Origin of the sequence: Lewinella sp. IMCC34191, from assembly GCF_003390935.1 — a bacterium.
In the GTDB taxonomy this organism is placed as follows: Bacteria; Bacteroidota; Bacteroidia; order Chitinophagales; family Saprospiraceae; genus Neolewinella.
Window position 1 is genome coordinate 20,767 of the sequence record NZ_QNQZ01000016.1, and the last position, 18,858, is coordinate 39,624.

Consider the following 18,858-nt stretch of genomic DNA (forward strand, 5'->3'; position numbering starts at 1 on the left):
TCGCGCTTAACTTACCATCACCTTGCGCTTCGAACCTTTTTCTCTCAACTGCAACGGCCACCTGCTCATCGCCGAGCGGCCGCTCGTCATGGGCATTCTCAATGCTACTCCCGACAGCTTCCACGAGGAAAGCCGGACCGAGGCAAATGCGGCCGGCGAGCAAGCCGCCGAAATGGAAGAGTGCGGAGCGACGATCATCGATATCGGGGGCATGTCCTCCCGCCCCGGGGCCGAACTGATCGAGGCCCAGGAAGAGATGGACCGCGTGCTGCCCGTTATTGAAGCGGTACGCGGCGCCGCGCCGAAGATGGTCATTAGTTGCGACACCATCTACGCCGCCACCGCGCGGGCCGCCGTCGACGCCGGAGCGGGCATGATCAACGACATCGGGGCGGGCCGCTTCGACGAGGACCTGCTGCCCACCGTCGCCGAACTGAACGTGCCTTACGTCCTCATGCACCTGCCCGAGGGGGCCACGCCGGCCACCATGCAGCAGCATACCAAGAGTTACGGCGACAAAGTAGTGACCCACGTCTGGGACTTCCTGGCCGAACACCTCGTCACCCTGCGGCACATGGGCCTCAAGGACGTCATCGTCGACCCGGGCTTCGGCTTCGGGAAGTCGCAAAAGCAGAACTACGAGCTGCTGAAAAATCTGCATACGTTCCGCCACCTCGGCGCCCCGGTGCTTACGGGCATCAGCCGCAAGGGCATGATATACAAGCCGCTGAAGTCCCGGCCGGCGGACGTACTGCCCGCCACCACCGCCCTGCACCTCTACGCGCTGCAACAGGGCTCGGCCATCCTGCGGGTACACGATGTACGCGAAGCGGTGCAGACGGTTAAGCTGCATCGCTTGCTGGAGGAGGCACGGTTGGTTGGAGAGTAGGTTGTTCTTTAGTCATCTAGCCCGTCAGGCTCTTTGGGCGGCGGGGCGCAGGATAGAAGCCTTTTTAATGACAGGTTGCTTTCGCGGAACGAGCAGCATTACCAGATGCGGCCGCGGGATGCCTGCCAACTTTGGTATGCCTGTCCTGTTTGCATCATTTGCATCGTAATAACTCCTCCATGGCCCGCAATCCGGAAACCAAACCCGTCGGTACCGCCCAGATTTTGATCGTGGTGGCGATCCTCGGTATCCTGGGGGTGCTGGGTTACCGCGCGCTGCGGAATACGCCGGGCAGCTTCCTGGCCGGGCCGGCGGAGTACGAACTGCAGTACCGTCCGGCGGATTTCGATCTGGACATCGATACCGAAACGGCCCTGGCTATCCTGCAGAACCCGCGTCGGTATCGCCGGGAGTTTGATGATCTCGTCTACGATATCAATACCGACATCCTGCGCCACGTCGGCAACCGAATGGGGATCAACGACAGCCTGCAGCAGGAGGTCATGGCCGAATACGACCGGCAGCACCCCCAACTCGCCGACCTGTACTTCAATGACTTCATGCGCCTGCGCGACACCAGCGCCGCGCTCTACGAGACCTGGTACGATGAGGGCGGGCAGAAAGTAACGGAAATCTTCGAGGAGGTAGCCAGCAACTACACCTGCTTCATGCTGAACAAGGTGCTGGCCGCCGTCATCCGTACCCGCAACGGCAACATTCTGGCCCGCGGCGCGGACGTCCAGAATCCCTGCTCCATCGCGATGGGCGAAGCGCTTCGTCCGCTGGTCGGCCGCATGCGGGAACGGGCCGCCATTGAGGATTTCAGCCGTAGCAAGGGACTCTTCCAGGAAAAGGTGGAAAACGTGATCGGCGAACTGGCCACCATCGAGATCCGGGACAAGAAGGGCATCAATAAGAACATGCAGACCACCATCTGGGGCGTGAACGTCAGCTCGACCGACGTGGAGATCACCGCGCTGTCCATCCTCAAGGTCGGATTCCGCCTCAATGAGTATTTTGACCTGCAACTCGACGAGCAAAACAAAACGGTCAACATCACCCTGCCCGAGCCGGAGATCCTCAGCCACGAGGTCCTTCCCAAAATCGAAAAGCTAGACATCGGCTGGCTACGCGAAGTCGAAGGCGTAAACATCAACGAAGGCGTCAACTCCCTCCGCGAAAGCTTCCGCCAGGATGCGCTCGAAAGCAACGTGATGGACCGCGCCAAGACCCAGGCCACCTCCCTCATGGATACCATGTTCGGCCCGATCGTCAGCAGCATTGGCGACGATTACAGCCTGGTCGTCAGTTTTCGGGGCGCACCCGTCCGCACCACCCAGGGCGAACTGGGCAAGTAATCCCGCATCTCCCGGTCGAAGCCCGTCACTTTCTTTGTGAAGTACGCCGGGAACCGTAGTTTTGCAGCCATAAGCTCCGTTAGCTCAGTTGGATAGAGCAGGAATCTTCTAAATTTCAGGTCAAAGGTTCGAATCCTTTACGGGGCACTTTTTAGTACGGTAGGATTTAGTACGGTAGTACGATAGGCAGACGCTACCGTACTACCCCGCGCCCAAAGGAAGCGACTACTTACTACCTACTACAGTACTACTCCACCGCTCCTCCAACTCATCAACAGCCGAAAACAGGCTGGCGAAGCTGTCAATCGCGAAGTAGGTCATTTGCACCTTATCGATGACGAAGTCCTGGGCCATGACCCGGTCGAGATCGAAGTCGATGACCTTGACGTCCTCGTTTTCGAAGATGTGCTTGGTTTCCTGGGGGCTGCTGCAGATGCCGGCGCCGTAGACCTTTAGCTCGCCATTCTGCCGGATGACACCGAATTCGATGGTGAACCAGTAGAGGCGTTGCAGCTGGGTGATCTTTTGCTCGTCCTGGGCGTACTTGACGCCGAGCGCGCCTAGCTTCTGAGCGAAGTTGGCGTAGTCTTTATTGAGGTACAGGGGTATGTGGCCGAAGATGTCGTGGAACATATCCGGCTCCTCGAGATAATCGAGTTGGTTCTCATTGCGCAGCCAGGTGCTGGAGCAGAAACGGCGACGGGAAAGCAGTGCGAAAAATTCATCTACCGGAAGGAAGCCTTTCACGACTTCGATCGACCAGCCGTGCGCCTCACGCAGTGCCCGGCTCAGATCGCTGAAGCGAGGGGGATGCTCGGGCGACAGGATCGGATAGAGATCCTGCAGGCAGCGCAGGTACTCGGTGGCGGCCACCGGCTTCAGCGCCTTCATCTGCCGCTGCGCCAAGAGGCGCCAGATGCGGTAGTCCGTGGCGGTGTAAGCATCGTACTTTTGAACGGGGGCGGCGGAAAGGGCGGGAGACATGATCGATGTTTTTTGCTATGACAACTATTGTTATTGCAACTGTGAAGTTATGGATTTTGTTGGATGCCGCGCAAGCCCATACTGGCCAAAGGACGAAATAGTTATTCGCGACCGTCTACAGAATTCCAGCATTGCGCGGACTTGTTAGCCAATCGGGAGGCTCTTCGGTAAACCTGACAATTCTATGGCGCCGTACCCGCAAAAACGCCAACTACGAACATGCTGATATTGTCTTCATGGCAGATTCCGTCCGAACATGTTGCTCAAGAAGAAAAGGCTGTACACCATACTTGCCTTGCTGGTATTCGCGACTTACGCGATCTACCGGCTGGAGCCTTACGTCCGCATCCAAATGGACGATGAAACACTGAGCGCGGTCATGACGCGGGCGCACCTGGACATCGCCGAGATTGGCTACACGGAGGGTACGACGCGCCGGTTGCGGTACCTCCAGATCGGCCAGGACAGTACGAAACCGCTATTGGTGTTCATTCACGGCGCGCCCTCTTCCAGCGCTTGGTGGCTGAGCATCCTCCGCGATAGTTCCCTACGCTCGGACGCTAACCTGCTGGCTATCGACCGGCCCGGCTACGGGGGCAGCGGGCTGGGTGAACCGATGACCTCGGTGGAGGAGCAGGCGGAAAACGTCGCTTCGGTCATTCGCCTGCGGAAATTTCCGGGCCAGAAGGTCATCCTTCACGGGAGCAGCTACGGCGGGACGGTGAGTGCCCGCATCGCCATGGATTACCCCGACCTGGTGGATGGACTCCTTCTGCAGTCGGCGAGCATGGCTCCTTCGCAGGAATACACCTACTGGATTACCAATCCCAGCTCCCTGTGGGCCCTCTCCTGGTTACTGCCTAGTGGACTCAACAGCGCCAATCATGAGAAGCTGGCCCACGAGGCGGAACTGGAGGATATGTCCGATGAGTGGTACCACATCAACGCGGCCACGGTTATTTTGCACGGCACGGATGATTGGCTTATCTACCCCCGCAACGCGTATTATGCCTGCGACAAGCTCGTCAACGCGCCGATCCTGGTTCACCATATGGTGCCGAACAAGCAGCACGATCTGCTCTACACTGCTCCAAAATTACTCAAGCACTACCTCCATTTTTTGATCGACCGGGTTTAGGGTCACTTGTCGTACTTCGACCCCCACTGTTGTTTTAGGCGCTCGGCGATCTTCACTTCCGTGGCGTTGTTGGACTGGGGTTTGAAAAAGGCCGTCCCGGAGAGCTCATCCGGCAGATATTCCTGCGTCTTAAAATTGCCGGGATTGTCGTGACTGTAGTTGTAGTCTTTCCCGTAGTCCAGTTGCTTCATGAGCTTGGTCGGGGCATTGCGCAGGTGCAGGGGAACGGGGAGCGTGCCGGTCTGCCGAACCGCTTGCTGGGCGGCACCGATAGCCTTGTAGCTGCTGTTGGATTTGGCGCTGGTGGCCAGGTAGACCGTAGCCTGACTCAGGATGATGCGGGCTTCGGGATATCCTACCATCTGAGCGGCCTGGGCGGCCGTGGTGGCCATCAGGAGGGCGTTGGGATTGGCCAGCCCGATGTCTTCACTAGCAGCTATCACGAGCCGCCGGGCGATAAATTTAAGATCCTCTCCCCCTTCGATCATGCGGGCGAGCCAGTACACCGCACCGTTCGGATCGCTGCCCCGGATACTTTTGATGAGCGCTGAGGCAATGTCGTAGTGTTGCTCTCCGGTTTTATCGTAACGCGTCAGATTTTCCTGAACGCGAGCGGTGATAAACTCGGTGTCTAAAACGACGGAGCTGCCGTCGGCAGCTTCGTGGGTGACCAGTTCGAGGACATTATACAGTCGGCGGCCGTCGCCTCCGGAAAAGCGGATGAGGGTATCGTAATCCGCTACCCGAACGTCCATCTTGTTTAGGTACTCATCCTCCGCCAGGGCCTTATCGACCATCCCCTGTAATTCCTCTTTACCCAACGGTTCCAGGACATACACTTGGGCGCGGGACAGCAGGGCTGGTATTACCTCGAAACTTGGGTTTTCCGTAGTTGCTCCGATGAGGGTGACGATGCCGGCTTCTACGGCTCCGAGCAGGCTGTCCTGCTGCGACTTACTGAACCGGTGAATCTCGTCGATGAAGAGGATCGGGGAGGCGGATTCGAAGAACTTCCCGCGTTTGGCCTTGTCGATGGTTTCGCGGACATCCTTTACCCCGGAGTTGATGGCGCTTAACATGAAGAAGGGCACTTCCAACTGATTGGCCACGATGCGAGCCAGTGTTGTTTTTCCTACCCCGGGCGGTCCCCAAAGAATGAAACTCGGCAGGCGGCCGGTTTCGATGGCCCGCCGCAGGACGGCACCTTTCCCGACCAGGTGCTTTTGGCCGACGTAGTCGTCGAGGGTCTTGGGGCGCATTCTTTCGGCTAGGGGCTGCATGGGGCAAAGGTAAGTTGACGGGGTGGATGTGGGTATGGCCTGATAGAGCAGGAAACAGGAAGGTCAACCACGGCGACGCTTGCTCGGCTGACCTTCAACCAAAAATTTTATCCTACAATTTGTTTATAAATAAGCGATCCTTTAATTTCGTACCCATATCGTCGGATACCCACCATTTCAGCGTCCCCCCGTCTTCCTCATTAGTTCCGTCGGTCAATCACTACATAGGCTCCTTTTCATTCGCCCGGTACCGGTCCGGCCGAGATGATGGTTGTCAACTACCCTTGCTTCGTTCACCATCCCGGCCTGAGCGGAAGGGCCACCGGCGTGGGCGGTGGTTAGGACGCAGTGGGGGAGCCAGCGTGGCGGCGGTCGGGTGGGTTCTCCCACCCACTCAGAGGAGCCGTCTACCTGTCCGGCCGGGCATTCGTATTCTCCGCCCGTTAACCCCACACTTACCCTTTCTTATCATCGTTCCCCATACATTAGACTCGGCTTTACATCCGCTGCAAACTCAGGGTTATACCAAATGCGAATTTTCTTTGGCCTTTTGACGTGTCTTGTATTCACCTCCTACATTTCGGCTCAGGATACCACCGCCAGCACGGCTCAACTCCCGCCCGGTTCCGTTCGCTTGAAGGCGGGCTCGCCGGATAACGCGGATGCTCGCTTGCTGGCTGCGGTTTACCGAACCATCCAATATCCGCAAAGTGCCTGGGCCTACGGCATCACCGGAGCCGTATTCGTAACCTATACCATCGATACGTCGGGTATCCTGACCGTCGATAACACGCGCTACTTCAGCCCGGAAGAATTCGCCGCCCGCCCTATGCGCATCCGTGAAGCGGACATCTTTAGAATTACAGCCTTCACCGTGGGTGGTCCCGCCTATTCCGGATCAGCCACCACCAGTGCAAAAAGACTCAAACGGGGCCGCGCCAATCTGTGCAAGGAAGTAGCCCGCACCCTGCGGGCACTGCCGACCTTCGTGCCGGCGCGTCGCGGCGGAGAAATCATTGCGGAAACACAAATCAAGCTGTTCTACTTCGATATGGAATGATGTCTGGCAAGTGAATTCGATCACTTCGCCCGATCGTCCAGCAGCATCGCCCGGTGCGGTATGCCATCTTCTTCGTAGATGTCTCCAATGCCCACAAAACCCAGGCTGCCGTAAAAACCCTGCAGATGCGCTTGGGCACTGATTTTGATCGCCTGCCGGCCGTACCGATCGTACAGTTCGGCTATGGAGTGCCGCATTAAGGGCCGGCCTACTCCGTGTCCGCGAGCGGAGGCTGCCGTTACCACCCGCCCGATGCTCGCGTACCCCTCGTAGGAAATTCCCTTTTGCAGTATCCGGGTGTACGCCACCACCCTACCCTCCCGGCTTCCGACCATATGTATGGCCGATTGATCCTTGCCGTCGGCATCAAGGTACCAGCAGGTCTGCTCCACCACAAAGACCTCCTGCCTCAAAACCATGATGGCGTAGAGAAGGTGGACATCCAGCTCGTCAAAGGTGTAAGCGTTCCAGTCAAGGGTCATGCGTCGGGGCTTTAGGGGCTAAGGTCGGGCAGCTACCGGAAATGGTCGGCTATCTTTGCCCTCTTTCAACCTGTCCCGATAGTTATCGGGCGCGCCAAAATTTTAAGCTGCGTGCGCTACTACCTCATTGCCGGCGAAGCCTCCGGTGACCTGCACGGGTCCCGTCTCGTAGCCGCCCTGCTCCGGCGGGATCCGGATGCCGAGATCCGGGCGTGGGGCGGTGATCTTATGGCACAGGCCGGGGCCAAGGTCGTCAAGCACTTCCGCGATCTGGCCTTTATGGGATTCGTGGAGGTCGTCAGCAATTTGCCGACGATTCTGGCCAATTTTGGGGAATGCAAACACGATATTGAAGCCTTCGCCCCGGATCGCCTGGTCTTGATCGACTATCCCGGATTCAACTTACGGATGGCCAAGTGGGCCCGCCGGGCCGGTTACGACATCAGCTATTATATCAGCCCCCAAATTTGGGCCTGGCACACGAGTCGGGTGAAGCAGGTACGGGCTAATGTTGACCGCATGCTCGTCATCCTCCCCTTTGAGAAGGACTTTTACGCGGAGCATGGAGTGGAAGCCACCTTCGTCGGTCACCCGTTACTGGACGTTGTCGAATCGCGCGAAGACCAGCCCCGCACGCACGTTGCCCTTCTCCCGGGATCGCGCAAACAGGAGATCACCCGAAGTCTGCCAATTATGCTCTCGGCCGCCGCCCGCCTACCCGACCACGACTACGTGATAGCGGGCGCTCCCGGACAGGATGGCTCATTCTACCGAAACCTGATAGCTACGGCAGAAACGCCACCCCGCCTTAATCTAGTAAGTGGCGATACCTATGGCGTACTTGCCCGAGCGAAGGCCGCGCTGGTGACCAGTGGAACGGCTACTCTCGAGACGGCACTATTCGGTGTCCCTCAGGTCGTTTGCTACCGCGGCAGTCAACTGAACTACTGGCTGGCCCGACGTTTAGTAGCCAGCCGCATCAAATTTATATCGCTGGTGAATTTGGTTATGGACCGCGAAGTAGTCCCCGAGCTTATTCAGGGCGACTTCAACCGCGACCGCGTGACGCAAGAGCTCAAAAAAATAATTGCCGGCCCCAAACGGGACCGGCAACTATCCGACCTGGCGCTACTGAGCCAGGCTTTGGGAGAGGGTGGCGCGGCGGAACGGGCCGCAGCTGCCATAATCGGCTGATTACTTCTTGTAGTTGTTACCGAAAATCACCAGCAGGGCGTAAATCAGACCCGGCAGGTAGAACAGCAGCGTCAACAACAGCGCGATCCAGAATTTAGAGTTGATCTCTCCCTGGTGTACGAGTACGGCCACCGGGGGCAAGAGGATAGCCAGAATTACCAGCAGAATGGTATTGGTACTGGCGTCCTGGTAATCGGTGAGGGCGGCCTTTACCGCCTTACGTTGTTCCCGCTTCAGTTGCCGGCGTTCCTTTCCGGACATAGCGTTCAGCGACTCGCGGTACTCGCGCGCAGCTGCTAGTGCTTCTGCTTCGGTGGGATTTGTTGCGGTAGCTTCCGACTCAGCCGGCACTACGGTAGCCGGATAAACGATAGCGGCGTTGGTCGTACTGACGGCTAAAGTGACCAGCAGTAGAATAAGGGTAAAATAGCGTGAGCTCATGCGCTTGTGGTTGTGGATAGTGGGCAACATTGCCAATTCCCACAACCGGCTTCTAAGAGCAAGGTTTGTTCCCGCAGCTTAGAAACTGTAGCAGCCGCTGGCGTTACTTCCCCAACCGCCGAGGCGAATACCCAGCGTCAGGTTAATCAGGAAGTAAAAATCGTTCGAAGGGCCTCCGCGCTTATATGAGTAGGTATCCGGTACATCGCCGGGAGTAACGGCGGGGTTGGAAAAGTAGGCCGATTCACTGCCGCCGTTTTCCAGTACATCGTTATAATTTACCTGGGTTGCCGAGACGTCGTCGAGATAGTCCGTACCCGTAACCCGTCCACTCACTTCTCCTCCCAGTACGAAGCGGTCACTCAGTCTGGCACGCACTCCGCCACCTAAGTGAAAAGTTACGATATCGAGGTCATAGGGAAAGGGATCGTAGACACCACCCTCGATACCCTGTCCTTCCGTGCGCAGTGGCTGCAGGTCAACAAGAATGCCGTCACGGTTTTCCGCCTGCGGATTGAAGGAGGTACGGCCGATACCCGCCATGACATAAGGGGCTACGAAGATGTCGTCGGGGTCACCGAGGTAGAACAAGTCTACTTCAGCGGCAAGGCTAAATTCAGTGATGGGCGAACGGAAGGTCCGCGTAATGGTGCCGCGCTGATTATTGGGTAATCCGATTGACTGGGTTTTCGTCCCGTCGATCCGGCCAAAGATGCCGTTAAAACGCAGACCAACCCGGTTAATGGGCCGGTAGCGCAGGTAAAAGCCACCAAAGGTATTCCAGTTAGAGAGGAATCCGATGCCGGCTTCGCTGAGGTCGCCGTTGTAGGGCATGTCTCCGCCCTGGACGCCCAGTTCAAAGTAGCTGTCCTGAGCGGTCAGCCCGTGGGAGAAGGTCAGGCCAAGGGCCATTAACAGGCAGGGTAAAGTAAATCTTTTCATCGCACGTGGTTCGCGTAAGGTATTCGGGGGTATGCTATCAATAGAAGTAGTAGGCCAATAACTGTTTCGGGCAGACGGAAATTGTGTCTTCACAAAACGAGCTCGCCCCAACTGGGACGGCATGTGGGCCAAAAGGTCATTCCATATTACCGACTTATCTCACAGTAAGTTCAAAAAACGCCGGGCATGACACCTTTTGCCCGGGAATGCGTTTCCTTTGTCCTAATGGCCGCAACCGCAACATCAACCGAAGATCCGAAACCCCGCCTGACCAAGGCCCGGTTGCGTCGCTCGATGCGCATCTTTGACTATGTCTGGCGGTACCGTTGGCTTTTCCTGCTCAGTTTCGTTATCCTCACCGTAAGTAGCCTGGTTTTCCTGACGATTCTCCAACTGCCAGGTGAAGCCATCAACGTGTATCAGGGGAAAGGTAAGTTCGGGCTCACGATCGACGAGATCTTCACCATTCTTGCGGTTTTAATCGTCGCGCAGGCACCACTTAGCTTCTTGCGCGTCCGCATACAGGCGATCGTCAGCGAGCGATCCATGGCTTCCTTGCGAAAGGATCTCTTCGCGAAGATTCTGCGTCTCAACATTCCCTTTTTTGAACGCAGCCGGGTCGGAGAAATCACCAGCCGTATTACCAACGACATCACGCAGATTCAGGGAATCTTCGCGCTTACCCTGACGGAGTTCGCCCGCCAGATCATCATACTGATCGGTGCCATCATCTACATTCTGATCACGATGTACAAGCTGGCGCTGGTAAGCCTGCTCGTGTTTCCCGCCGTAGTGGTTGCCGCCATGTTTTTCGGCAAATACCTGCGGCGCATGACCAAGGAGCGGCAGGAAAAGCTGGCTCAGTCCAACGTTATCGTGGAGGAAACGCTGCAGAGTATTTCCACCGTCAAGGCCTACACCAACGAGGACTTCGAACTAGAGCGCTACGGACGCAGCATTGACGAGACCGTGGATATCTCCATCCGCACCGCCAATGTCCGCGGCCTGTTTTCGGCCTTCATCGTCACCGTCATGTTCGGGTCGTTGTTCTACATCATCTACCGCGCCATTCTGCTGGTGCAGGCCGGTGACCTCCCCGTGGGTGACCTGTTCAGTTTCGTCATCTTCACGGCCATGATCGGCGGTACGATCGCCAGTCTGGGTAATTTCTATACGGAAATCGTTGCCGGCCTCGGTGCCTCCGACCGGGTTATCGACATCCTGGACAGCGAAGAATTTGAGGCTGCCGGAGCAAAAGAAACTGTGGGCGGCGGAGCGCAGGAAATAAGGCCGTTCGCGGGCGCCATCCGGTACGATAACGTTGCCTTCGCTTATCCTACACGCCCCGATATCACGGTGCTGCGGGGCATAGATCTCTACGCGGCGCCGGGGGAGAAGATTGCACTAGTGGGGGCAAGTGGTAGCGGTAAGTCGACCATCGTCAAGTTGCTGCTGCGTTTCTATTCGGTGCAGGGCGGTCATATCACCGTGGATGGCCAGGACATCGACGATTTCGACCTGGAAACATACCGGGATAGCCTGGCACTGGTTCCCCAGGAAGTCCTCCTCTTCGGGGGAACGATACGTGAGAACATTACCTACGGCAAGCTGAACGCTACGGAGGAGGAGATTCGGGAGGCAGCCAGACAAGCCAATGCCCTTGACTTTATCGATGGCTTTCCCGAAGGTTTGGACACTCTCGTCGGTGACCGTGGCATTCAACTCAGCGGTGGTCAACGCCAAAGGGTGGCGATCGCCCGGGCCATTCTGAAGGATCCGAAGATCCTGTTGCTTGACGAAGCGACCAGTAGCCTGGACGCCGAGAGTGAACGAGTCGTTCAGGGCGCTTTGGACAACCTGATGGAGGGCCGTACCAGCATCATCATCGCCCACCGACTCGCCACCATTCGGGATGTAGACCGTATCTATGTGATCGAAAACGGGTCCATTGTGGAATCCGGCACCCACGCCGAACTCAGTACGCGGCCCCACGGTGCCTACTCCGCACTGGCTCGCCTGCAATTCGATCTCGCCGAATGAGAGAGGGAGTAAACCTACAACGCTACAACACCTTTGGCCTGCCGGCCGTCGCCGAACGCTACCTCGCGCTGACCGATGTCGCCCAACTCAGCGATGATGCCTTTAATCAGGCGCCAGCCCTCGTACTGGGTGGCGGCAGCAACCTGGTTCTGCTGGAAGAAATTCCCGGCCTGACGGTACATGTACTCCTTAACGGGATCGAATCCGCCGACGGCAAGGGGCGCTTCCGGGTCCGTGCCGGCACGGACTGGAACCAATTCGTACGATACACGCTGGAACAGGGCTTTCCGGGAATGGAGAACCTCATCCTTATTCCCGGCACCATCGGCGCCGCGCCGGTTCAGAACATTGGCGCCTATGGTGCCGAGGTCGCGGAGTTTATCACCGCCGTCCACGCCTGGGAATACGGCCGGGGCATGGTCGAGCTTTCTCCTGAAGACTGCGCTTTCGGCTACCGCGACAGTCGATTCAAGCGGGAACCGGGCCGGTATTTGATCACCGCGGTCGATTTCGACCTGAGTCAGCGTCGGCCCCTTAAGCTTGAATACGGAGCCATTGCCGGTGAACTCGAACGCTGTGGAATAACGGAACCTAGCGCACGTGACGTCGCGACGGCCGTAACCAATATCCGTCGCAGCAAACTTCCGGATTGGTTTTTCCTGGGCAACAGTGGCAGTTTCTTCAAAAACCCGGTAGTCGAGCGAAGCCTGCACGCAAACCTCCTGGAAACCCATCCCGATCTTCCCTCCTACCCCATCGACGACAGCGTAGTCAAGTTGCCTGCGGGATGGCTAATCGATAAGGCCGGTCTCCGTGGCGCGGGAACCGATTGCGTGGGTACTTACGAGCGCCAGGCCCTGGTCATGGTCAACCGGGGCGGGGCCAGCGGACGGGACATCCTGTCGTTCAGTAAGCAAGTACAGGATACCGTTATGGCGAAATTCGGCGTACCCCTGGAACCGGAAGTCAGGGTCATCGGACGTCAGGCAGGGTAGCGAACTAGGGCCTGTAGCACATTAGTAAAGCGTAGCCGAAACATGCACGGGGCATATGCTCTTTTTACGAATAAAGCATTTTGCCCGATCCATCCGAAGACGGTTTACTTGAACGGGGAATCGCCGATCAGCTACCCCCTCCCCATCCGGCCTGCCGGCTGTGCATCACTATTCCCGCCAAGGACGAGGCGGAGTTTATCGGGGCTACCCTGAAAGCGTTGCAGGAACAAGGTGGACTGAAAGGAGATTTGCTATCTCCGGACACGTACGAGGTGATTATCCTGGCCAACAACTGCACTGATGACACGGCCGAACGCGTGCGTTCCTTCGCCCTTACCCATCCGTCATTTCGTCTGCACTTGGTAGAGTTGGTCATTCCCCGGTCGGTGGCTCGGGTCGGGCTGGTCCGGAAGTTAATGATGGATGAGGCCTGGCAACGCCTCCCCCCCGGAGGCATTATCGCGACTACCGATGCCGATACCATCGTTGACCGCACCTGGGTAGCGGCGACCTTTCGGGCTTTCGAGCGCGGTGCCCGGGCGGTGGGTGGTCGGATTGTAGTTCCCCCCACCGAACGGACGGGGTACCGGAAAATCCACCTACAGGACGTCACCTACCGCAGCCTCCAGGCCCTGCTCGAATCTATGATTGACCCCAGTGCAGGAGACCCCTGGCCCCGGCATTTCCAGCACTACGGACCAAGCATGGCCGTTAGCCGGGAAGCCTACCGGATTTGCGGCGGCATGCCCCCACTCTCGGCCATCGAGGATGCCGCCTTCGCTTGGGCCCTGGAGCGCATCGATGTCGAGCTGGTTCACGATCCCGCCGTACGCGTCTACACCTCCGATCGCGATAGCGGACGCATCGAGGGCGTAGCCTTTAGCGAAAGCCTGAAGGAGTGGGCCAACATGCAGCGGGAAAACCGCCAACCCGTTGTATTCGGTCTGCAGCACTGCATCGATCTTTTCAAGTGGAAGGTGGCCCTGCGGCGAGCCTTCTACGAAAGACGAATTGGTAAGCTACCCGTACTTTTTACGCTGGCAGACTACCTCGGGTGTACGCCACACGAACTTCAGAGACAAGTTGTCGAAGCCCCATCTTTCGGGGCGTTGTACCAGGATGTCCGACAACGTCTCGAAGCAACCCACTCTTTTTCCGACCGCACTTTTCCCCAAGCCATTACGGAACTGCGGCGCTTTACACGCTCGGCCCGTGGCCCCCTTCTTTTCTCCACACATCGAGCCGGTACCGATCGGCCCGGTGCTGGGAAAGGCGGTCGAATCCGCTCAGCCGCTGGCTGAACAGGTCGTGTACTTCATCTCCGGTCAGGGGATAGTCTGGTACGTAAGGGGTGTAGTGAACCAACAATAAGATCCCTCCGACTTCGAGCGCGTCCCGGCAATGACCGATGGCCTTTTCCAGATCCCCCCGGCTCCAGTAATACCCCACCTCCGAAATCAGGATCAAATCGAACTTACCCTCCGGAAAAGAATCCGGAATACTTATTTGCCGAAATGTCACGCCGTCTTTCCCCTGTAAGCGGGAGCGGGCTACGTCGAGCGCCTTCGCTACCGGATCGACGCCGAGGAGATGGGTGCAGTGCTCGGCGAGCATATTTGTAAGCACGCCTATCGAACATCCTATCTCCAGGGCACGGCTAAACATACGCTTCGGTAGAGCCTCCAGGGTCGCGGCATACTTGGCTTTCTCATAATCGCTGGTTTCGAAGTTCCACGGATCCGCCCGGTCCCGGTAAACGTCATCGAAGTAGTCGCTGCCCAGACTGCGGTAGCGCTTGTCGGGGGGCACGAAGTATATCTCCCTGCTCCGGATAAATTTGGCAATCATGCTTTCCGGAAGTTGGAAGCCCGTCGGATCGTCGTCAATGACGCCATCCCATTGCGAGGCATGGGCACGTATGGCTCTTTCCTTGGACACCAGCTTGTCCGATATATCTAATGACCAATGGATCACCTCCTCCGAACGGGGCAGTTCAACGAGGTTCTTTGCCTCCCACATCCATACCGGGTACTCCACCCACCGGATGGTTTGCTCGAACTGGTTGACGGCCGCGCGGCAGATCTCCCAGGTAGCCCGGTGGTCTTCGTGCGGATCGCGACGCCAGGGAACTACGAAGGTATCCGGCTCCCAGCCCTGCACCAACTGAATCAAATTGAAAACGGCCGGCGGAAAGTCGGTTGCCCATTCCGACGGTACTTCCCCGTCGCGTAACGACATGAAGTAGACCCGGTCGGAAGGAACGCCAAGGTGCGCGCAGGCCGTGATCGCTTCCGCACGCCGCAGGTCTACCCGGGCCTCCCGGGGAAATTTCCTGGAGTTCGGGTGCGACATGGCCCCGTCGGTTACGAATACGACCCGCACCATCCGGTCCATATCACAGAGGGTCCGGATAAGGCCGCCACAGCCGAGCGACTCGTCGTCGGGGTGCGGGGAGAATATGACGGTACTGGACCAGGCCAGGAGATCGCTGGCGGGATGCAACGGTGCCTGTTGGTAGAGCTGGTCCTTGCGCGCTTGTACCTCTTCGGGGTTCAGGTTAGGATGGTCCATTAAGAAAATATTGCCCTATTGCGCTCAGGGCGGCATCGGGTGCCGGTTGCCGGAGGTATACCCGAAGATCGGCGTGCAACCTGGCCAGGGGCTCGGGGGGAAGCATACCACGTGAACCCACGCTCTGGTCGGACAAGTCCAGGCAGAGCCGGCAGTACTCGGCGATGGCCGTCCGTACCTGATTGGCGATAAAAATGATGTGATCACTGTCGGTCGATGAATTCAGCACGCTACCGGCCTGCTGCAACCACAGCTTCCCGCTGGAAACGGCGACAACCATTTGCCCGATGCGGCGGCGCTGGACGGGATCTTCGGATCGGTTCAGACGCTGCAGAAACGTCCGGGTATGTTCTAGAATGGCTTCCGCACCGCCAAGTTGAACGGCGGCGAAACGAACCGCCCCCCCGCTTAGGTGGGGCTGGCGATTGTAGTCATCCGGTTCTCCTAATAAATCCTCACTGCCCAGGTGAATTCCGGTAAAATCAATTTTATAGCTAACGCTGTTCCGCATGCCGGCAGTGGTCCAGAATGACCGGTCAACCTCCGGTTCGTGGCGGTCCAAAGGCAAGACGGCCATCTGCCATCCGCTGTTGTCGTCCCGGCTTTTGACCAGCTGCCCGGTCACGATGGGCCTGGTCACCTGTACGGAACCGCTACAGTAGGTCTTACTTCCCTCCGTCCGGTACTGCCCGCCGGCCTCCTCGTGGTAGCGTACGCCGTGCCCCATCTCCGTATTCCATACGCCGAACAAATGCCCCTGTCGGGCATCGTCGTACCATCGTTCTTTTTGGTCTTCCGTAGCATACAGCCCGATCAGTTGCAGGGCATTGACGTGGCCCTCGAAGATGCGGCCGACCGATAGATTTCCCTCGCCGATGATGCGCAACAGATCCAGCAACTCCGGGTGGTGCTTACCCGCCGGATCCAGCGGTGCGCCGGGCAATACGCTCGTCAACAAGCCGGAATCGGCAAGCGCACGCATTTCGAGTGCCGGATAGCCACCGTGCGCATAGGTATCCGCGGCCCACTCCCCGAACAGAGACTTGATCTGATTGCCAATGCTGTATAGGGAGGAAGTTGGTTGGGGAATAACGCTGATTGCCATATGTGAATAAAATCGACAATATGTTGCAATGTTTGGCAGACCGGTAACTTTGGCTAAAAGTAAACCCGTATCCCCTGCGCGACGGCGAGTACCAGCAAGAGCCCGCTGAGAAAGTAATTGATGTGCCGGGTAAAGAACTTGGCGTTGCGGTACATCCAGTCCGCCAGACGCACGTAGGCCATAAAGATCAACAACGCGCCGAGACCTGCACTTACGGCAAACAGGACGCGCGATGGGGACGAACTATCGATATACCCCTGCGCGAGAAACCAACCACCGATGGCAAAAAAGTAGGGGATCGTCAGCAGGTTCATTACCGCCAGTATCGCACCGCGCAGGAAGGGGCTTCCCCGGTACGGGCGTTCAAAGTGCGCGCTTTCCGCTGTCTGGGCCCGGTATCCCTTAACCAGGAAAAACAGCGACAACCCCAAAAATACTACAATGGCGTAGTGGCGCATGGACTCCAGAACAAGGGTATTAGCCGTGAGGTAGCGGGCGAAAAAAACGGCGATTGCGGCCTGCAAGCCTAGGGTCATAGCCATGCCCAGGGCGAAAGTGTATCCGGCCCGGCGCCCCGCGCGTAGGCTTACGTTCACGCTGCTCATGTTCAGCATACCCGGAAACAGGGTTGCCCCGGCCGCGGCGGCCAGACCCAGAAATACAGCGGTGAGGGGTTCCACGGGGCAAAGGTAGCTAGCTGATCGGCTTTTGGCTACCTTTAGCCGCTTTCCCTATTCCGTGGAGAATAATCGTAGCACATTCGCCCGCAACTGTAGGAACACGCACACCTATTAACCTTCCATGGATCCCGTCAGGATCATATTCGGCACCAGCAGCCACAACCCCCAACATCCTGGACGCCGGACGCATTAAAATCGCCATATGACTGAACTCCTCACCCGTGCGTACTCCCCTGGTGGGTTTAGAAAGCAAGGTCATGCGCTGATCGACCAGCTCGCCGACTATCTGGAGGATGTAAACCGCCTCCCGGCCAACCCGTACGCTACTCCCGAGGAAAGCCTGGAGCGTTTTCGACAGATCCTCGATCGACGCACAACTCCCCATGATGTATTTGCGGAGGTGATCGCGGAGAGCGTACATCTTCACCACCCCGAATACATGGGCCACCAGGTCGTTCCGCCCGCGCCGGTGGCGGCCCTCAGCGATCTGGTTTCCAGCCTCCTCAATACCGGGATGGCGGTCTTCGAGATGGGTCGGCCGGGGACAGCGATGGAGAAACTCGTGATCGAGCGCTTTGCTTCCCTGCTTGGATTGGCGCCCACGGCCGATGGCTTTCTCACCAGCGGTGGTAGTCTCGCCAACCTGACCGCCTTGTTGTGCGCCCGCGCAAAACACGGACCGGCCGACCGACCCTGCCTGCTGGTAAGCGAACACGCGCATTACTGCATCGAGCGGGCGGTACGGGTCATGGGCTGGGGAGAGGAAGGAATAATCCACCTGCCCACCGACGCCGAACTCCGGGTGCGCGTGGATCAGGTCCGTCCCCTGATCGAGCAAGCCCGGCAGGAGGGGCGTACCCCGATCGCGCTGGTGGGCAGTGCCTGCACCACGGCAACGGGAACCTTCGACCCGTTGGAGGAGCTGGGTCAGGTGGCCACGAATTACGGATTGTGGTTTCACGTCGATGGTGCCCACGGCGCCGCCGTTCGCCTATCGCCGCAACACCGTCACCTGGTACGGGGCCTCGAGCGGGCAGACAGCGTGACCCTCGATTTCCACAAGATGTTGATGGTCCCGGCTATCACTACCGGTTTGTTCTTTCGGGATGGGAAGGATGCCTACCGCACCTTCCACCAGCGGGCCGAATACCTGCTCACCGAAGGGATCGACGAAGATTGGTCCAACATTGCTAAGCGAAGTTTCGAGTGCACCAAGCGAATGCTGTCGTTACGCGTCTTCACCCTGCTGTCCGCTTACGGACCGCAGGTTTTCCAGGACTACGTGGATGGCGTCGCCAACCTGGGCAGTGAATTGGCGCGACTTATTCGCCAGCAACCGGACCTGGAATTATTCATGCAGCCGGACATCAACATCGTATGCTTCCGCTTCGTCCACGTGTCCCTCCCGGCGATCTCCCGTGACGGTGTGAATGAAATGATTCGTGACCGGCTTACCCGAAGCGGGCAGACTTATATCGTACAGACACGTATCAACGGGCAAGTATATTTGCGTTGTACGCTTACCAATCCATTCACGACGGTTGGCAACCTCGAGAAGATGCTGCTTAAGGTGGCTTCCATCGGGCACGACCTCACCGCGCTACGGTACCGTATCGGATGATTGGACGTAAGTTCGGAGCGCCAACAAACTCTCCCCGCTAAGTCATGTTATCAAGTATATCCCTCAAAGTTCGCCCTA

Annotated in this window: 17 protein-coding genes and 1 tRNA gene; 10 read left to right on the forward strand and 8 right to left on the reverse strand. The window is 57.8% G+C overall.

Features of this window, described 5'->3' with window-relative positions; all coding sequences use genetic code 11:
- The first annotated feature begins 22 nt into the window (after positions 1-22).
- The 3 genes from folP to DRW39_RS21040 all read left to right on the forward strand — a co-directional run bounded on the left by folP (position 23) and on the right by DRW39_RS21040 (position 2,394).
- The gene (gene folP / locus DRW39_RS21030; RefSeq protein WP_232830211.1) at positions 23-889 is read left to right on the forward strand and encodes a dihydropteroate synthase; all 867 of its coding nucleotides are present in this window, start codon (positions 23-25) and stop codon (positions 887-889) included.
- Positions 890-1,068: 179 nt separating this feature from the next.
- A complete protein-coding gene (locus DRW39_RS21035; RefSeq protein ID WP_116109088.1) occupies positions 1,069-2,247 on the forward strand; it encodes a DUF4230 domain-containing protein in 1,179 nt (392 codons plus the stop codon).
- Between the two features lie 73 nt (positions 2,248-2,320).
- Positions 2,321-2,394: transfer RNA gene (locus DRW39_RS21040), tRNA-Arg, on the forward strand.
- A gap of 78 nt (positions 2,395-2,472) precedes the next feature.
- Here DRW39_RS21040 and DRW39_RS21045 read toward each other — a convergent pair.
- Positions 2,473-3,231: a phenylalanine 4-monooxygenase gene (locus tag DRW39_RS21045; protein WP_116109093.1), complete on the reverse strand. Its 759-nt coding sequence runs from the start codon at positions 3,229-3,231 to the stop codon at positions 2,473-2,475.
- A 256-nt stretch (positions 3,232-3,487) separates the two neighbouring features.
- Between DRW39_RS21045 and DRW39_RS21050 the strand changes: the two genes are divergently transcribed.
- The gene (locus DRW39_RS21050; protein ID WP_232830212.1) at positions 3,488-4,369 is read left to right on the forward strand and encodes an alpha/beta fold hydrolase; all 882 of its coding nucleotides are present in this window, start codon (positions 3,488-3,490) and stop codon (positions 4,367-4,369) included.
- A 2-nt stretch (positions 4,370-4,371) separates the two neighbouring features.
- Here the strand turns inward: DRW39_RS21050 and DRW39_RS22845 are convergent, their stop codons facing one another.
- A complete protein-coding gene (locus DRW39_RS22845; RefSeq protein ID WP_116109095.1) occupies positions 4,372-5,649 on the reverse strand; it encodes a replication-associated recombination protein A in 1,278 nt (425 codons plus the stop codon).
- A gap of 550 nt (positions 5,650-6,199) precedes the next feature.
- Between DRW39_RS22845 and DRW39_RS21060 the strand changes: the two genes are divergently transcribed.
- Positions 6,200-6,709 (forward strand): hypothetical protein, encoded by a 510-nt coding sequence (locus tag DRW39_RS21060; RefSeq protein ID WP_116109097.1) that lies wholly within the window; start codon positions 6,200-6,202, stop codon positions 6,707-6,709.
- Positions 6,710-6,729: 20 nt separating this feature from the next.
- Here the strand turns inward: DRW39_RS21060 and DRW39_RS21065 are convergent, their stop codons facing one another.
- Positions 6,730-7,191: a GNAT family N-acetyltransferase gene (locus tag DRW39_RS21065; RefSeq protein WP_116109099.1), complete on the reverse strand. Its 462-nt coding sequence runs from the start codon at positions 7,189-7,191 to the stop codon at positions 6,730-6,732.
- A gap of 111 nt (positions 7,192-7,302) precedes the next feature.
- Between DRW39_RS21065 and lpxB the strand changes: the two genes are divergently transcribed.
- Positions 7,303-8,385 (forward strand): lipid-A-disaccharide synthase, encoded by a 1,083-nt coding sequence (gene lpxB / locus DRW39_RS21070; protein ID WP_116109100.1) that lies wholly within the window; start codon positions 7,303-7,305, stop codon positions 8,383-8,385.
- On the opposite strand, the gene DRW39_RS22560 is transcribed toward lpxB, so the two are convergent.
- Together DRW39_RS22560 and DRW39_RS21080 are read right to left on the reverse strand one after the other, a co-directional pair.
- A complete protein-coding gene (locus DRW39_RS22560) occupies positions 8,386-8,826 on the reverse strand; it encodes a YqaE/Pmp3 family membrane protein (RefSeq protein WP_198664974.1) in 441 nt (146 codons plus the stop codon).
- Between the two features lie 78 nt (positions 8,827-8,904).
- Positions 8,905-9,768, reverse strand: coding sequence for a hypothetical protein (locus tag DRW39_RS21080; RefSeq protein WP_157976282.1), 864 nt, complete (start codon positions 9,766-9,768; stop codon positions 8,905-8,907).
- Between the two features lie 225 nt (positions 9,769-9,993).
- On the opposite strand from DRW39_RS21080, the gene DRW39_RS21085 reads away from it, so the two are divergent.
- From DRW39_RS21085 to DRW39_RS21095, 3 genes are all read left to right on the forward strand, one after another.
- Positions 9,994-11,808, forward strand: coding sequence for an ABC transporter ATP-binding protein (locus DRW39_RS21085; protein WP_116109103.1), 1,815 nt, complete (start codon positions 9,994-9,996; stop codon positions 11,806-11,808).
- Positions 11,805-12,803, forward strand: coding sequence for a UDP-N-acetylmuramate dehydrogenase (gene murB / locus DRW39_RS21090; RefSeq protein ID WP_116109105.1), 999 nt, complete (start codon positions 11,805-11,807; stop codon positions 12,801-12,803). The genes DRW39_RS21085 and murB overlap by 4 nt, the downstream gene beginning before the upstream one ends.
- An 80-nt stretch (positions 12,804-12,883) precedes the next feature.
- On the forward strand, positions 12,884-14,104 hold the full coding sequence (locus DRW39_RS21095) for a glycosyltransferase (RefSeq protein WP_157976283.1): 1,221 nt from the start codon (positions 12,884-12,886) through the stop codon (positions 14,102-14,104).
- Here DRW39_RS21095 and DRW39_RS21100 read toward each other — a convergent pair.
- The 3 genes from DRW39_RS21100 to DRW39_RS21110 are packed head-to-tail and all read right to left on the reverse strand — an operon-like array spanning position 14,001 to position 17,159.
- Positions 14,001-15,374, reverse strand: coding sequence for a PIG-L family deacetylase (locus DRW39_RS21100; RefSeq protein ID WP_116109109.1), 1,374 nt, complete (start codon positions 15,372-15,374; stop codon positions 14,001-14,003). The genes DRW39_RS21095 and DRW39_RS21100 overlap by 104 nt on opposite strands.
- A complete protein-coding gene (locus tag DRW39_RS21105; RefSeq protein WP_116109110.1) occupies positions 15,361-16,479 on the reverse strand; it encodes an acyl-CoA dehydrogenase family protein in 1,119 nt (372 codons plus the stop codon). The genes DRW39_RS21100 and DRW39_RS21105 overlap by 14 nt, the downstream gene beginning before the upstream one ends.
- Positions 16,480-16,532: 53 nt before the next feature.
- Complete coding sequence (locus DRW39_RS21110) at positions 16,533-17,159, reverse strand: LysE family transporter (protein WP_116109112.1); 627 nt, start codon at positions 17,157-17,159, stop codon at positions 16,533-16,535.
- Positions 17,160-17,361: 202 nt separating this feature from the next.
- Between DRW39_RS21110 and DRW39_RS21115 the strand changes: the two genes are divergently transcribed.
- The gene (locus DRW39_RS21115; RefSeq protein WP_116109113.1) at positions 17,362-18,780 is read left to right on the forward strand and encodes a pyridoxal phosphate-dependent decarboxylase family protein; all 1,419 of its coding nucleotides are present in this window, start codon (positions 17,362-17,364) and stop codon (positions 18,778-18,780) included.
- Positions 18,781-18,858: the final 78 nt, after the last annotated feature.

Excerpts from the sequence above, each read along its gene's own strand:
- DRW39_RS21035 (WP_116109088.1), top strand. The coding sequence starts at position 1,069 with ATGGCCCGCAATCCGGAAACCAAACCCGTCGGTACCGCCCAGATTTTG.
- DRW39_RS21045 (WP_116109093.1), bottom strand. The coding sequence starts at position 3,231 with ATGTCTCCCGCCCTTTCCGCCGCCCCCGTTCAAAAGTACGATGCTTAC.
- DRW39_RS21050 (WP_232830212.1), top strand. The coding sequence starts at position 3,488 with ATGTTGCTCAAGAAGAAAAGGCTGTACACCATACTTGCCTTGCTGGTA.
- DRW39_RS22845 (WP_116109095.1), bottom strand. The coding sequence starts at position 5,649 with ATGCAGCCCCTAGCCGAAAGAATGCGCCCCAAGACCCTCGACGACTAC.
- DRW39_RS21065 (WP_116109099.1), bottom strand. The coding sequence starts at position 7,191 with ATGACCCTTGACTGGAACGCTTACACCTTTGACGAGCTGGATGTCCAC.
- DRW39_RS22560 (WP_198664974.1), bottom strand. The coding sequence starts at position 8,826 with ATGAGCTCACGCTATTTTACCCTTATTCTACTGCTGGTCACTTTAGCC.
- DRW39_RS21080 (WP_157976282.1), bottom strand. The coding sequence starts at position 9,768 with ATGAAAAGATTTACTTTACCCTGCCTGTTAATGGCCCTTGGCCTGACC.
- DRW39_RS21085 (WP_116109103.1), top strand. The coding sequence starts at position 9,994 with ATGGCCGCAACCGCAACATCAACCGAAGATCCGAAACCCCGCCTGACC.
- murB (WP_116109105.1), top strand. The coding sequence starts at position 11,805 with ATGAGAGAGGGAGTAAACCTACAACGCTACAACACCTTTGGCCTGCCG.
- DRW39_RS21100 (WP_116109109.1), bottom strand. The coding sequence starts at position 15,374 with ATGGACCATCCTAACCTGAACCCCGAAGAGGTACAAGCGCGCAAGGAC.
- DRW39_RS21105 (WP_116109110.1), bottom strand. The coding sequence starts at position 16,479 with ATGGCAATCAGCGTTATTCCCCAACCAACTTCCTCCCTATACAGCATT.
- DRW39_RS21115 (WP_116109113.1), top strand. The coding sequence starts at position 17,362 with ATGACTGAACTCCTCACCCGTGCGTACTCCCCTGGTGGGTTTAGAAAG.